This window comes from Crateriforma spongiae (assembly GCF_012290005.1).
Classification (GTDB): domain Bacteria; phylum Planctomycetota; class Planctomycetia; order Pirellulales; family Pirellulaceae; genus Crateriforma; species Crateriforma spongiae.
The window spans coordinates 650,914-665,433 of record NZ_JAAXMS010000005.1; the positions used below are offsets into that span (position 1 = coordinate 650,914).

10 protein-coding genes are annotated in these 14,520 nt (G+C 58.1%); 9 read left to right on the top strand and 1 reads right to left on the bottom strand.

Annotated features, from left to right (window positions below):
- Nucleotides 1-324 precede the first annotated feature (324 nt).
- From pilM to HFP54_RS16345, 3 genes are all read left to right on the top strand, one after another.
- Nucleotides 325-2,442, top strand: coding sequence for a type IV pilus assembly protein PilM (gene pilM, locus HFP54_RS16335; RefSeq protein ID WP_146413397.1), 2,118 nt, complete (start codon nucleotides 325-327; stop codon nucleotides 2,440-2,442).
- A gap of 97 nt (nucleotides 2,443-2,539) precedes the next feature.
- Nucleotides 2,540-4,282, top strand: a complete 1,743-nt coding sequence (locus tag HFP54_RS16340) for a hypothetical protein (RefSeq protein WP_168565928.1) — start codon at nucleotides 2,540-2,542, stop codon at nucleotides 4,280-4,282.
- A 21-nt stretch (nucleotides 4,283-4,303) separates the two neighbouring features.
- Complete coding sequence (locus HFP54_RS16345; protein ID WP_146413399.1) at nucleotides 4,304-6,265, top strand: hypothetical protein; 1,962 nt, start codon at nucleotides 4,304-4,306, stop codon at nucleotides 6,263-6,265.
- Nucleotides 6,266-6,537: 272 nt separating this feature from the next.
- Here the strand turns inward: HFP54_RS16345 and HFP54_RS16350 are convergent, their stop codons facing one another.
- The gene (locus tag HFP54_RS16350) at nucleotides 6,538-8,139 is read right to left on the bottom strand and encodes an Nramp family divalent metal transporter (protein ID WP_168565929.1); all 1,602 of its coding nucleotides are present in this window, start codon (nucleotides 8,137-8,139) and stop codon (nucleotides 6,538-6,540) included.
- Between the two features lie 271 nt (nucleotides 8,140-8,410).
- Here HFP54_RS16350 and HFP54_RS16355 point away from each other — a divergent pair, with 271 nt between their 5' ends.
- The 6 genes from HFP54_RS16355 to HFP54_RS16380 are packed head-to-tail and all read left to right on the top strand — an operon-like array spanning nucleotide 8,411 to nucleotide 14,519.
- Entirely contained in the window at nucleotides 8,411-9,394 is a 984-nt protein-coding gene (locus HFP54_RS16355; RefSeq protein WP_168565930.1) for an RDD family protein, read from the top strand.
- On the top strand, nucleotides 9,391-10,428 hold the full coding sequence (locus HFP54_RS16360; RefSeq protein ID WP_146413402.1) for a stage II sporulation protein M: 1,038 nt from the start codon (nucleotides 9,391-9,393) through the stop codon (nucleotides 10,426-10,428). The genes HFP54_RS16355 and HFP54_RS16360 overlap by 4 nt, the downstream gene beginning before the upstream one ends.
- 6 nt (nucleotides 10,429-10,434) lie before the next feature.
- A complete protein-coding gene (locus tag HFP54_RS16365; RefSeq protein WP_168565931.1) occupies nucleotides 10,435-11,370 on the top strand; it encodes a hypothetical protein in 936 nt (311 codons plus the stop codon).
- A complete protein-coding gene (locus HFP54_RS16370; protein WP_168565932.1) occupies nucleotides 11,367-12,152 on the top strand; it encodes a DUF4129 domain-containing protein in 786 nt (261 codons plus the stop codon). The genes HFP54_RS16365 and HFP54_RS16370 overlap by 4 nt, the downstream gene beginning before the upstream one ends.
- A 59-nt stretch (nucleotides 12,153-12,211) precedes the next feature.
- Nucleotides 12,212-13,552: a hypothetical protein gene (locus HFP54_RS16375; protein ID WP_168565933.1), complete on the top strand. Its 1,341-nt coding sequence runs from the start codon at nucleotides 12,212-12,214 to the stop codon at nucleotides 13,550-13,552.
- Entirely contained in the window at nucleotides 13,545-14,519 is a 975-nt protein-coding gene (locus tag HFP54_RS16380) for an AAA family ATPase (RefSeq protein ID WP_146413406.1), read from the top strand. Before HFP54_RS16375 ends, HFP54_RS16380 begins: the two co-directional genes overlap by 8 nt.
- Nucleotide 14,520: the final 1 nt, after the last annotated feature.

Below are 14,520 nucleotides of genomic sequence, written 5' to 3' on the forward strand. Positions count from 1 at the left end.
ATCAGGGAGAAATTTGACGATTGGCGGCGGAAATCATTACACTGGCAGGCGGTTCGAGGTGACAAGCCGGCCCTTCGGACTCTTCCATTCTTTTCAAACCTTTTCACCACTGGGACCGTGGGTCGTGGCTTTGTTGTCCAGAACGCACCCGATCTGTCCCACCGACGTACATAAGATCGTTACAACCGTCGCATCAGCACGACGTGTGCGAAGCGGTACGCGACGATCGCCCCGTTCTTTGCGATGCCGACGGGCGAATCGCCCGGGGACTGAGTAGTCTAAGGCGACAAAGACCATTCCCGTATTCCAAAGCGAAAGATTGACATGGCCGGAAGCGGCAGCGTTTGGGGAATCGAAATCGGGCAATCAGCGCTCAAGGCGCTGCGTTGCTCCAAGACCAGTGACGGAATCGTTGCGGAAGCATTCGACTATATCGAGTACCCCAAAATCCTGAGCCAGCCTGACGCGGACGCCGACGCGTTGGTCGCCGATGCGCTGGAACAGTTGCTCGAACGCAACGACATCCAGGGGTCAGAAATCTGCATCAGCGTGCCTGGGCAAAGCGGTTTGGCGAAGTTTTTCAAACCGCCACCGGTCGAGGTCAAAAAGATCGCCGACATTGTCCGCTACGAGGCGCGGCAACAAATCCCGTTCGATCTGGCCGACGTCGTCTGGGATCACCAGATGATGCCCGGCAGTATGATCGAAGAAGGCTTCGCCCTGGACAGTGAAGTCGGGCTGTTCGCGATGAAGCGTGAACAGGCCTATCGCCAACTGAAGCCGTTCGACAATGCCAATCTGGAAGTCGACGTCGTCCAATTGGCTCCGATTTCGCTGTACAACACGATCGCCTATGACCGGATGCACGAGCGTGTCGATGGCGGCGTCTTCGATCCGGATGATCCGCCCAAGTCGACCGTGGTGTTGTCGATCGGGACGGATTCCAGCGACCTGATCGTGACCAACGGTTTCCGCATCTGGCAACGTAGCATGCCGATCGGCGGTAACCATTTCACCCGCCAGCTGACCAAAGACCTGAAGCTGACCTTTGCCAAGGCGGAACATCTGAAGCGGAACGCCAAGGACGCGGCCGACCCGAAGATGGTCTTTCAGACGATGCGTCCGGTCTTCAACGACTTGGTCACCGAAGTCCAGCGATCCATCGGGTTCTTCCGCAGCATCGATCGCAAGGCGGAGATCGACGAACTGTTGATCACCGGTAACACGGTCAAAATGCCCGGCTTGGCGGCCTACCTTGGCAAGAACCTGGGGATGGAAGTCCACGTCCTGGATCGCTTCGAACGGCTGACCGGCGACGACGTGATGTCGATCCCGCAATTCCGTGACAACGCGTCGACGTTCTCGGTTTGTTACGGGCTGTGTTTGCAAGGCTTGGGGCTGGGCCAGATTCACGCCAGCCTGGTGCCGCATGAAATCTTGCGGGAACGCATGATTCGGGCCAAGAAGCCTTGGACGCTGGCGGGATTGGCGGTGCTGATGCTGGGCCTGGGTGCCCACTATTGGTTCACCGAACAGACTTGGGCGTCCACCCACGAAAACTTGTGGGGACAAGCCAGCAGCGAAGTCGCGTTGATGGACAGCTACAGCAGTGATCACTTCGGCAAAGACGAAGAGCTCAACAACAAGCTGAACTTTTTGAACGCGGTCGGCAAGGAATTGTCGGGCAACGTGGAACGTCGGCTGACTTGGCTGGAAATCATGCGTGTCATCAACGCCGGCATCCCGCGGGAAACCGAGGAAGACGCCAAGAAGACGCGCAAAGAATTGCCGCTGGACCAGCGCAAGGATATCCACGTCACGAAGGTCGAAACGAAGTTTTACGAAGACCTGGAAGAATGGTACGACGAGGACCGCGCCCGACGTTTCGAGGAAGAAATGCGGAACTGGACGCGTCTGATGGACCGTACCGATGTGCCGTATCTGGAAGAATTTGAAACCGGGCCGACCGAATCGGGCTGGGTGATCCAGATCAACGGATACCACTACTTCAACAGCGACAAATCCAAACGCTATGCCGGCAACGCCCACGTCCGAAAGTATCTGACGACGTACTTCTTGGAAGGCGAATACGAATTGCCCGCCGGTGATGGCCAGACGATGAAATTCACGCCCGCGGAAATGGGCCTGAGCTATCCGTTGCTGCTGGACGAAGCCCGGATGAAGGAGGAAACGATTCCCAACCCGGACTTTGACCGCAGCAAAGCCATGGCGGACCCTGAATACATGGAAGAAGAACCGCCGGAACTGACGGTTCAGCGATTGGACTTTACGTTCCAAGTGGTTTGGAAACCGAACCTGATCACCGATCGGGTGGAAGCCAAATTGCAAGCCGAGGCGGAGGCCGCAGAAGCGGCGGCCGCGGAGGCGGGTTTGACCGAACCGGAAGTCCCGGTGGGTGATCAGACCGCGATGACGCCGTAAGCGTTTGAGACGATGTTTGCGTGACGCACCCGACCCGGTGCTCGACGCGCCCCATGCGACGAACTTCACTTTTCTTATCCTTCCAAAGCCAACCACCATGGATGCCTTGAAAGCCAAGCTGCAGCCGCTGATCAAGAACGGGTTCTGGGTCAGTGCCGCGGTCATCTTTATCGGCGCAATCGCCGTTTGGGTGATGTCGTGGATGCGTCTGTCCAGCGAACACGCCGACCGCGTCGCCAAACTGGACAGCGAAGTCAGCAGCGTTAGCAATGTTCGCAATCAATTGTCGGTGCACCCCAACGACGATTCGCATGAACAGATGCAAACACTGATTGATGCCCGGACGGCCGAAGTGCTGCAGGCGTGGCAAAGCGTCTACGAACGTCAACAAAACATTTTGACGTGGCCCCAGAACTTGGAAGACGACTTCTTGATGGAGTTTGAAAACAAGATTCCGGTCGAACGTTACATCGAATATCCGATCCCGGTCGAACAGCAGGTCACCACGGACCTTCGCCAACGGTACCGAAACTACATCAAAGAGATTCTGCCCAGCGTGGCAGCTTTGGCCGGTGCGAAATGGACCGCCGACTTTGATGCCGTGTCCTCGGGCGATGGTTATGGCGAAGGCGGTGGCGGTGGCGGCAGCTACGGCAGCAGCGTCATCGACAGCATCACCGGAACGGTCGAAGAACCGATCGTCGAATGGCCCTCGTCCAGCCAGGAACAGACACTGAGCGACCTGTTCCCCTGGCGGGGCACACGACCGACCACGCTGCAAGTTCACTATTCACAAGAAAACTTGTGGATCCTGAAACAGCTTTGCCAGTTGGTCGGCGACATGAACGGTGACGCCAAGCAAGCCTTCCAGGCCAAGATCCGCAGCATCGCAAAGATCGCGATCGGTGAATCGGTCGATTTCGAAGCCGGGGACATTTCCGATCCGGGTGACGATTCGACCGCCATGGGCATGGCCGGTGACTATGGCTATGACGACATGGAAGAAGGCTACGGCGGGGGCGACTACGGCGACAGCTATGGTTCGTCGTCCTACGGTTCGTCGACCTCGACAACCGAGGTCGCGCCCGACCCGGCGGAAAACCGCTATGTCGATCTTCAAAACCAACCGCTGCCCGCGTCGCGTCTGCGATCCGCATTGGTCAGTGAAGACCCCGCCGACGCCGGCTTGGCCGTTGCCAAACGGGTGCCGGTTCAAATGTCGGTCGTCATGGACCAGCGTTACATCCCGAATCTGTTGGCCATGTGCGGCAGCATTCCTTTGATGGTCGAAGTCAAGCAAGTTCGCGTCTTGCCCGAAGACGCCGGCGCCGCGGCGGCATCGGCCGGTGGCGGCTACGGCAGCGACAGCGGCGAAGAAATGGACGAGGGTTACGGCGAAAGTAGCGATGAAGGCTATGGATACGGCGAAGACGGCGGCTATGGATCGTCCGGACCGTCACTGGCGAACATTCCAGAAGTCGAAGTCGATGAAACGCCTTTCGACGTCACCGTCGAGATCTATGGCATCATCCACATCTACAACCCGCCGAACAAAGACGCCTTGGGCTTGAACAAAGTCACCGACGAAGAAGTCGTGATCGACGGATCCGATCAAGAAACCGAGACGCCGGTCACACCGCCGGCCGACACGCCGGAACAACCCGGGACACCGGATCAGCCGGCGGCCCAAACGCCCGCCGGTACCGACCCGGATGAAGACGCGGCCGGTGGCGACACACCCGATTCCAGTACGCCGGACGGCGATGCCCCCGCCGCGCCAGCGGCCGACGACAATACCGCACCGCCGGCAGCACCGCCGACGGCGATCCTTTCCAACTGACTTCTGTACGGGTAACCAATCATGGATACAGACGCAATCAAACAGTTTTTCGTCAAGCACGGCGAAAAGGTCGTGTTGGGTGTGGTTGCCGCTTTTTCCGCGGTGCTGATTTATCTGGGAATTGCCCAGGAACCCTACGACGCAAAGACGCCTGAGCAACTGCAGACCGAAGCGCAACAGGTTCGCACCCAGATCGATGACGATCACACCGCCGCGATTCTGGATGAACGCCAACCGACGTTCGACATCGTCAGCCGGACGGAAAAGGCACAATCGCCGGTCAACGACCTGCCCTACAAGTTGGTCAACACTTGGATCCGAACGGAAGAAGACAGTTCGATTCGTCGCCAAGATCCGAAACTGCTGGCGCCTGAAAACTTGATCGCCCAGGGCATGACGTCCATCCTGGCTCGCCGCAGCTTCGAAGAAGAATACGCGATGCTAGAATTGGAACCGGCCGACGAATTGGAAAAGGTCGAAGAGAAACCGAAACGTCGTCCGCGCGGACGCCGCAACCAAATGATGATGGGCGGTGGCGATGGATACGGCGGCGGTGATGGCTATGGCGGCGGTGACGGCTATGGCGAGGACATGGGCATGATGGATGAATCCATGATGGCCAGTTCATCGTCGGCCAATCGTAAATTCCCGACCGCGGCAGACTTTGGAATGAAGCCGCAGAATACGACCAGTATCCGAAACGAGTTGACCCAGTATCCCGTCCCGCAAACGACGCGTTACATCTGTGGCACCGCTGCCATGCCACACGAAGCGGTCTATCGAGCGTTCGAAGCGGCACTGAAGGACGCGACCGGTTACGAGCCTCGTCGCGACGTGCCCCAATACATCGATTTTGAAGTCCAGCGGGCCGACGTGACCGAGAAGCCCGTCGATCAATTGACCGACGAAGACTGGGTTTTGGTGACCAACCGTGAACAGTCGACGATGACGTACGGAACGGTCTGGTCGGGATTCGCACCGGAAATCGTTCCTGAGGAATACCGTGACATCGCGTTCACCACGTGGATGCCACCGGTCTTGCTGGATGACTATTCCAAGTTCGGAATGCACCCTCAAATTCCCCTGGTCGTCGACGACAGCGAGAATGAAAAATCGATCGAGGAACAGATCGCCGAAGAGCAAGAAGCCCAGTTGAAGCTGAAGATCGGCGGGGCGGGAGCAGCCGCCGGGTATGACGAAATGTCGATGGAAGACGGCTATTCCAGCAGCTCCTACGGCAGCTTTGGTGTCGTCGAAGAAGATCCTGCGGAATTCAAGCTGGTTCGCTTCTTCGATTTCGAAAACGGCCGCAATGAAAAGTCACCCAAGCCGGGTCGCAAATACGTTTACCGTGTTCGCGTCGGGCTGCAGGATCCGAACTTCCCGATCCGTGCTTCGTTGCAACCCGAATTGAAAACGCTTTCGCCCGACGTCTTCGCGCGTGTTTCGGTGTTGCTGGACAAGGCCGAACAGTCCGGCGAACGTGTTTCCAAGATCTGGACCGATTGGAGCGAACCCAGCAATCCGGCGATGCTCGCGGATCTGAACAGCATCTATGCGGGACCGGTTCCGGAAAAACGGATGCAGAAATTCCAGCTCGGTGGCCGTACGGTCAGCGTCGCGCGTGACGCGGCAAAGACCAAGATGGTGATTCGCGGTATCGATCCACGCTACAACGGCTTCATCCCCGTTTGGCAAGACGTTAGCGAAGGCACCGTGGTTGCACTGAAGCAGGAAACCGGCGAAATCGTCGACCCGATCACCGGGGACGTGATGAAGTTGCCGGAAGCAACGATCAGCACGCAGACGACCGTGATCGGAATCGATGGTGGCGAGAAACTGTCGATCGTCGACGACGACGAAATGGTTCGTCCCAGCCAGGTGCTGTACTTCGACGGCGACGGGCAATTGCGCGTCGGTGGTGAAGTCAGCGACCAAGAAGAATATCGCGCTTGGTCCTTTGCCGAAGACCGTGATCTGTAGGCGGCAGAACCCTTCACACAGCATGCTTCGGCGTCGCCGCGCTCCACCTGAGCCGACGGCGCTAGCCGCGGGTGTGTGCCCCCGTGAGCCGACGGCGCTAACCGCGGGTGTGCCCCCCTTGAGCCGACGGCGCTAACCGCGGGTGTGCCCCCCTTGAGCCGACGGCGCTGTCCGCGGGTGTGTCCTGGAACGATTCCTGCGTGCCCCTGAGTGCTGGCGCATCCAGCTACATGGCCGTCAGGAAACTGCGGCCCATCGTTCGGCCTACGACGTCAACCAAAATACGTCTCTAAAGCGGCGACCACCGTCCACGATCCCGTCACCAACATGGCGATCCCGGATGTCCACAACAGGGCATCCCAAATCCGCGATGGTTGCAGTGCCGGGATCGAACGGCGGTATCGGAACCACAATGCCGCGCCGGCCAGCATCGGCAACATGATGCCTTGGGCAATCCCGCTGAGCAGAACCAATTGCGCCGGCGATGGAAACGCGACATAGATCAGCAAAGCGACCAACGGGAAAATGCCGCTGAGCCAGCGGATCCAAACCGCTCGATTCTCTTCGCTCGGGTCGATGAACCCCATCACACGCAACGCGTCGGAAAACACGCGTGCGTGGCTGGCGCAGGCGACAAAGTACGTCGAATACAACACCGCGATCGCACCGAACAGAAACAACGCGGCGGCCCAATCGGAAAAGACCGGGACGAACATCACGGCCAGCGTACGGACCATGTCGGATTTTTCGGGATTCAGTCCCACGCGATGCAGAACCGCCGCGCCCAATAGATAAAACGCGATGGTCGCAAAGGTGTAGACGATCATCGCGCCCCAGGCGTCCGCTTTCATCACGCCCAGCCAACCCCGAGCACGATCCAGCCAAGCGTCGCTGTCGTCACGCGGACCGGTGAACTTGGCGTAACCCTTTTCCAAACACCAATACGGGTACATCACCAATTCGGCGGCCCCGACTCCGATGATCCCAAACGTCGCCAAAGCCGTGTGGATGGGTGATGACGATCCATCAGACGTGTCAGGAAAGCCGAATTTCAATCCACTGACAAACTCCGTCCAACGCACGCGATAGTCGGGTTGGTCCTGCAGCAAGAACAGATTCACGACGATCAACAGAGTGAACGATCCCACCAGAACGGTGCAAAACGTCTGGATCAGACCATAGCGACCAAAAAACAGCACAACGCTGGTCACGATCGCGATCATCACTCCCCAAGCGGTCACGTCGATCGGCTGTGATTGGGCGCCGAACTGTTTTTCATAGGCCTCTCTCGCCTGTCGGGCCTCGGTGCGCAGCGGTGTCAGTTCGCTTTCAGACGTGACTTGGATTTCATCGCTGCGTTCGGCAAATTCCACGAATTTCAATTCATGTTCGGCACCAGCGGCCTCGTTGTACAAACGTCCTTGCTCGGTCAGCGGAAAACTGATCGACAGTGCTTGGCCGACCCCGCCGACAATGCCGCCTTGTTGGCTGATGCTGGCCACCCACATGACGACCCAGTACCAGACCAACCAATTGCCGCGTCCGGAAATTCGTGGCCCCGGGACTTCGCTGAGCGCCCGCAGCGTCGTTTTGCCCTGGACCATCGTGTATCGGCCCAGTTCGATTTGCGTGAAGACTTTGATCACGCACCCCAGCAGAATCAGCCACAGGAAACTGAATCCCGCTTCGGCCCCCGTTTTCGTCGTCGCGATCAGTTCGCCGCTGCCGACGATGGAACCGGCGACGATCAATCCTGGGCCCGCTGAACGCATCACTCCGGCGAACGATCGCGGCGGTTGCCGGACGTCGGCGTCGATGGATTCCGTTGCATGGGTCGGCGACGCCACGGGGGCATCGGACGGGTCCTGGGGCATCTGGTTTCCTGTCGAATCAGGCGGGAACGGAACGCCGAATGATCCGTTGGTCGGATCGCGGAGCGTCGATGAAAAGGTTGGTGTGGCCATCCCGGTGATGAACAGCCGGTGGGAATCGAGACAGTCTAGGCGATCGCCCCATCACGGTGGGCTTTGTCGTGCCGCTGCGGTTATCGATCCTTGACGTCGCACCGATGCATCGGTGTCATGCTGCGACGCCGGTTCGTATACTGGCGTTGGTCCATCCGTTCCCGTCCACGCGAAGTTACCGATGCCCGCTGCCGCGGCTCTAGACACCACGATTGCGGTCGTCACGCCGGAGAACATCGCGTTCGAATATCAGTTGGCGGGGCCGTTCCGACGGTTGCCGGCCTATCTGATCGATGTGATCGCACGCTGGATCATCATGGCGGCGGTGATCCTGGGCATGTGGATCGTTGGTGGGATGATCCGGATGTCCGCGTTGCAGGCGTACATGCTGGCGGCAACGTTTCTGTTGTACTTCGTGTTTACGAATTTCTACGGAACGTTGATGGAGAGCTACTTCAATGGCAAGACCATCGGGAAATGGGCGTGCGGCATCCGCGTGGTCGGAACCGACGGCGGGCCGATCGACTTTCGCCAAGCGTTGCTTCGCAATCTGATTCGCATTGCGGATTTGGCACCGTATGTTGTGTTGAACGACGTCAACGAGGAAATCCCGCCCATCTTTTTCTTGCCCGTCGGGGTTGTCGGTCTGGTCACGATGTTGTGCACCCGACGAATGCAGCGGTTGGGCGACCTGGCATGCGGGACGATGGTGATCGTGGACGAACGAAACTGGGAACTGCCGGTCAGCAAGATCGAAGACCCGCGTGTCGCGGCGCTGGCGTCTTACTTGCCGGCGGATTATCGGTTCAGCCGCAGCATGTCGCGGACGCTGGCCGTGTACGTGGAACGCCGTCAATATTTGACCCCCGCACGGCGACGCGAAATCGCTCGGAAACTGACGACGCCACTGATGGACCAGTTTGATTTTCGACCTGACATCGATCCTGATCTGTTGATGCTGGCGTTGTACCATCGGAACTTTCTTTGGAACGAAGGCGATGATTCGGCGGATCTGTCGGCGTTGAACGGATTCAGTCCTCTGGCAAAGGATCAATCGGCCGAAGAACCACCCATTGCGGCCGCGGTGTCAGAATCGGTGACACCCGTATCGGCTCTTTCGCCAGCTGCGACCACACAGGATGCTGCATCGGAGCCCGCCGGATGAACGTTGCAAAGATTCTGGAACAGCGTCGGATCCAGTGGCAAGAACTGGAACAACTGTGCGACGCGATGGAAATGCGCGGTCGCACCGGACGCACCAGCAAAGCCCAGCACCAGGGGGCGGCCGGCGTATCGCGTTTTGCCACGCTGTACCGTGCGGCTTGCGCCGACCTGGCGCTGGCCGACAGTTATCACCTACCGCCGGGGACGGTGGCATACCTGCACCGTTTGGTGGCGCGTGCCCATAGCCAGCTGTACCGGTCCAATCGGTTTGATCCGTCGGTTTGGTTTGACATTCTGTTTTATCAAGCGCCCCAGCAGATCTTTGCCGACCCTTGTGTGCGTGTCGCAACGCTGTTGTTCTTCGGGTTGTTCACCTTGTCGATGGTGTTGGGCGCCAACGACGACTGGTTTCCCGGGTTTGCCGATGCCGTGGTCGGCAACCAGCAACTGGAAGCCATGGAACAGATGTATGACCAACCGCTGTTTTCGGTCGACAACCAAACATCGTCGCTGGATCACTACATCAGCATGTCGGGGTTTTACATCATGCATAACACCGGCATCGGATTGCGGTGTTTTGCTTGGGGAATCTTGATCATTCCCTGTTTGTTCACGCTGGCACAAAACGCGGTGATTCTGGGTGCGTCGTTCGGCTACATGGCACGCGATGGTGTCGGTGGCAGCGACAACTTTTTTCACTTCGTCACCGCCCACGGTCCCTTTGAATTGACGGCAATCGCATTGGCGGCCGCGGCCGGTTTGCGGATCGGCGTCGGCTGGTTTTCCACCGGCGGATTGACGCGTTTGGATTCGATCAAGCGATCGGCCACCCGCTCGGTACCGATCATCACCGCATCGGTCACCCTGTTTGTGTTGGCGGCTTTCACCGAAGGATTCATATCCCCCAGCCCCCTGCCCTATCTGTTCAAGGCCGGCTGGGCGATCGCGTCGTCGGCGCTGATCAGTTTTTACTTCGTGGTACTGGGATTCCCACGCGCCGTCGCGGACCAGACTCTGGTAAGTGAACAGGATTAGCGGCCGATGGAACTGGATCAAACTCATGTCGTGATACGCAAGCGATTGCAAACGGAAATCGCCGACTTGGCATTGGTGATGTTGCGTCGGTATCCGTCGGCCCTGTTGGTCGGATTTTCGCTGGGTGCCCTGCCCTGGATCATTGCCAACGGTTTGCTGCTGTACTGGATCCCGTGGCGGGAAGCCCAATACACGTTTGCCGATCAAGATGCCGCGAGCGAAATGTGGCGCTATATTGCTTGGATGACGCTGTTGGTCGTCGCGGAGGTTCCGGCGGCGGGGGTTTGGACAACCTATTATCTGGGCCAAGCGGTCTTTGAAGAACAGCCGACGTGGCAAAACGTTCGGCGTGAAATCAATCGAAACTTTCTTCGCTGGTTCTGGTCATTGGGTGTCGTCCGTCTGCCCTTGCCGATCATGATCGTTTGCCTGTTTCGGATCGGACAAGCCGCCGACCCATCGGTCGATCTGCTGTTGTATTTGGGGATTTGGTTGGTGCTGTTGGCGTTCCGTTCGGCACGCCCTTTTTTGCCGGAGATCCTGTTGTTGGAACAATGCCCACGACGTTCGAAGGATCCGAATGTGGTGACCCTTTCACGACGGATGACCGCGTTGCATCGCCCCATGGCGGGGGAATTGACCGCTCGCATGTTAACGGTGGGGGTGGGGGCCGGCGTGGCGGCGGTTGCGTTCTATTTTTCGCTGACCACGGCCCGTGGACTTTTCTTTGGACGCTGGCAACACGACGAATTCGCCTTGATGGTGTTGTTCCCGCTTTCGCTATGGTTGGTCGGCGGATGGAGCGTCTTTTTCCGGTTGCTGAACTATTTGGACACGCGAATTCGATTGGAAGGCTGGGAAGTCGAATTGTCGGTTCGCGCCGAACGGTTGCGACAGTTCGGTGACGACGCACCGGTCATTGCAACGGGGGCGACGCGATGAAACCTTGGCTTGTGATCCTGTCCCTGCTTTGGGGAATCGGAACGGCACAGGGAACCGCGACAGCCTGGGTGCCCGCGGTTGCCGTGGCCGATGATCCACTGCTGCGGGATACCGCTTGGTTCGACGCGGAAACACAAACGTTGCGTCCGGTCGACGTTGAAAGCGATGAACAAGACACGGTCAATCGGAACAGTCGTTGGTTGCCCGACGCACAGAAAATCAAGCAAGCGTCATCGACCACACCGACCACCACCACCGGAAACGGAACAGCGTCACAGGTGGTCGGCTGGGTGCTGATCACGGTGTTTTTCATTCTTGTGATCGTTGCGGTGTTGTACGCTTTGAAAAACAGTGAAGCCCGGTGGGCGGTCGGCAACCAATCGAAGCAACCCATGTTGCACGATGATTTTGTCCAGCAGCGAATCAAGGAATTGCCAGCCGAATTGCAGCATGCGGGATCCGATCCGTTGACCGCGGCGGACCGTTTCCGCTTGGCAGGTCAGTACGATCGCGCGATCGTCATGCTGTACGGTCATCAATTGTTGTTTCTGGACCGGCACGGATTGTTGCGTCTTAGCCGTGGCAAAACGAACAAACGTTATGTGCGCGAAACCGCGGCGCATTCCATCGACGTGTCCGATTCATTGCGACGGACGGTGGAAGCGTTCGAACGGTCCTACTTCGGCCGCCATTCGATTCGGCGAGACGAGTTCGAGACGCTCTGGGCGGACAATCAAACGTTGGAACAGTCGGTGAACCAGATCGGGGCTTCGGCGGCATGAGCACGATGGAAGCAAATCGTTTCGCATCGAGTCGATTGCGGATGCGCTGGTCATGGGCGATGGCCACACTGTTTTTGCTGTCGACCGGTTGTGACTATTTCGACACGACGTATGGACCGGTCAAAGGATATTCCGGCGGCAATAGCATCAACGGTTTCGGCGGCTTTCGCAGTGCCATCGAATCCAAAGGCGCTTCGGCGCGAAAAGTCTATCGTTTAAGCCAACGCACCGGCGAAAACGATGTGCTGGTGTGGATTCCACAAACGATGTCCCAGGTCCCCTCCGATGCAACGACCTGGTTCAATCGGTGGCTGCGCAAAGGGAATCACACGCTGGTGTATGTCATCCCCGACAGCGGCAGCGAAGTGGAATATTGGCAACAGACGCGTCAGTTGTGCGCTCCGGCGGACCGTTTGACCTATCGACGCGAATTGGCCAAGGCGACCAATCGACGATTGGAATGGCGTCTGAATCGTCGGGATTTGCCATCCAACGGTTGGTTCCAGGCGTTCGCACTGGAAAGTCATCTGCCCTGTCGTGAATTGACCGGGCCATGGTCCGCGGATTTGGCAAAGCAATCCGCGAGCAATTCCGATTCAACACGAATCGATGCCTCGGAAGCGGCCAGCTTGGGTGTCGAGTTTCGCTTGGATGCTTTTGACGCCAAAGTTCACGACAAGATCCGCAAGAACGTTGACACGGACATCGGAGCAACCGGACCGTCCAGCCAGTATTGGACGACAGCATACGACCCCGGCGAAATCGATTCGGACACATCGTTTGAACCGCTGCTTCAGAATCAAGACGGCGTCCCTTTGGTCGGCCTGGTACAAAAACGAGCCTGGGCGGATTCGAAGATCATCGTGGTCGCCGGCGGTTCACTGCTGACCAACTTTGCAATGACCTCGGAGTGGAATCGCCAGTTAGCGTACAAAATCGTCGACGAGGCGTTGGCGTCGATCGATCCCGATGGCGCGGACGCACCCGGACGCGTCGGGATGCTGGTCAGCGAGACCTCGGACGTCATTGTCAGCGAATCATCCGACGGGCCACCGGTGATCGCGGGGATGCAATTGTTGTCGACGTGGCCGCTAAGTCTGATCACGATCCACGCGACCCTGTTGGGCGTCATCGCTTGTCTGGCTTTGTTGCCGATCTTTGGACGCCCGAGACGATTGCCACAAAAACCGATGACCGATTTCGGCGACCATTTGGATGCGGTCAGTGCCCTGATGACCAAGACGCCGCAAGACGGTTATGCTTTGGACCGATTGGCCGAATATCAGCGTACCGTTCATGGCGAAACCAGCTTGGGCGAAACGAGCATGAAAGAAGGCAAACTTGCACAAGCGGGGCCGGTCGAACAAGCAAACCAGAACAATAAGAAACAGCATGTCTGAATCGGATCCACGGTTTATCCAAATCAAAGATCTGTACGAGCGGATCACTCGCGAAGTCAGCAAACTGTACGTGGGCCAAGATGAATTGGTCCTGGGGACGTTGACGGCTTTGTTTTCCGGCGGCCACGTCTTGATCGAATCGGTTCCCGGCTTGGGCAAAACGTTGTTCGTGCGAACTCTGGGCCGTATTTTGGGATGCGAGTTTGGACGTGTGCAGTTCACCGCCGACCTGATGCCGTCGGACATCACCGGCGCGCCAGTGTTCGACATGCAGAACAACGAATTCCGCTTTCGCCCCGGACCGATTTTCACCCAGCTGTTGCTGGCCGACGAAATCAACCGGTCGCCCGCCAAGACGCACGCGGCGCTGTTGGAAATCATGCAGGAATACCGCGTCACGGTGGACGGAACCAGCCACGTGGTGCCCCGGCCGTTCTTGGTTTTGGCCACGCAAAACCCGCTGGAGAGCGAAGGGACGTATAACCTGCCCGAGGCCCAGCTGGATCGTTTCATGTTCAAGCTGCGGGTGAATTATCCGTCCGCCGCCGAAGAAGCCGATATCTTGCGGATGCACAGTCGGCAAATTGACCTGAACCAACGCTTGGAACAGGAAATCGAGGTGGTCACCAACCCGGACGAGGTCCAACAGACGATCCAGCTGTGCGGACAAGTGCGTGTGGAAGACAAACTGGTCGACTACATCAACGAATTGGTCCGCGCCACACGTTCTTGGCCCGCTTTCCATATTGGTGCATCCCCGCGTGCGGGACTTTCGCTGATGCAGGCGGCTCGTACCTTGGCCGCGTTGGCGGGCCGTGACTTTGCCGTGCCCGATGATGTCGCCGAGGTTATTCTGCCCACGCTTCGTCACCGTGTTCAGTTGACCGCGGAAGCCGAGATCGAGGGGCGAACGACCGACGAAGAATTGCAGGCGATGACCCGTGGGATCGAAGTCCCCCGAGACTGAC

Bases quoted from the DNA above. Each gene is read 5' to 3' on its own strand.
- HFP54_RS16365 (WP_168565931.1), top strand. From the start codon at position 10,435: ATGGAACTGGATCAAACTCATGTCGTGATACGCAAGCGATTGCAAACG.
- HFP54_RS16340 (WP_168565928.1), top strand. From the start codon at position 2,540: ATGGATGCCTTGAAAGCCAAGCTGCAGCCGCTGATCAAGAACGGGTTC.
- HFP54_RS16350 (WP_168565929.1), bottom strand. From the start codon at position 8,139: ATGCCCCAGGACCCGTCCGATGCCCCCGTGGCGTCGCCGACCCATGCA.
- HFP54_RS16380 (WP_146413406.1), top strand. From the start codon at position 13,545: ATGTCTGAATCGGATCCACGGTTTATCCAAATCAAAGATCTGTACGAG.
- HFP54_RS16360 (WP_146413402.1), top strand. From the start codon at position 9,391: ATGAACGTTGCAAAGATTCTGGAACAGCGTCGGATCCAGTGGCAAGAA.
- HFP54_RS16355 (WP_168565930.1), top strand. From the start codon at position 8,411: ATGCCCGCTGCCGCGGCTCTAGACACCACGATTGCGGTCGTCACGCCG.
- pilM (WP_146413397.1), top strand. From the start codon at position 325: ATGGCCGGAAGCGGCAGCGTTTGGGGAATCGAAATCGGGCAATCAGCG.
- HFP54_RS16345 (WP_146413399.1), top strand. From the start codon at position 4,304: ATGGATACAGACGCAATCAAACAGTTTTTCGTCAAGCACGGCGAAAAG.
- HFP54_RS16375 (WP_168565933.1), top strand. From the start codon at position 12,212: ATGGCCACACTGTTTTTGCTGTCGACCGGTTGTGACTATTTCGACACG.
- HFP54_RS16370 (WP_168565932.1), top strand. From the start codon at position 11,367: ATGAAACCTTGGCTTGTGATCCTGTCCCTGCTTTGGGGAATCGGAACG.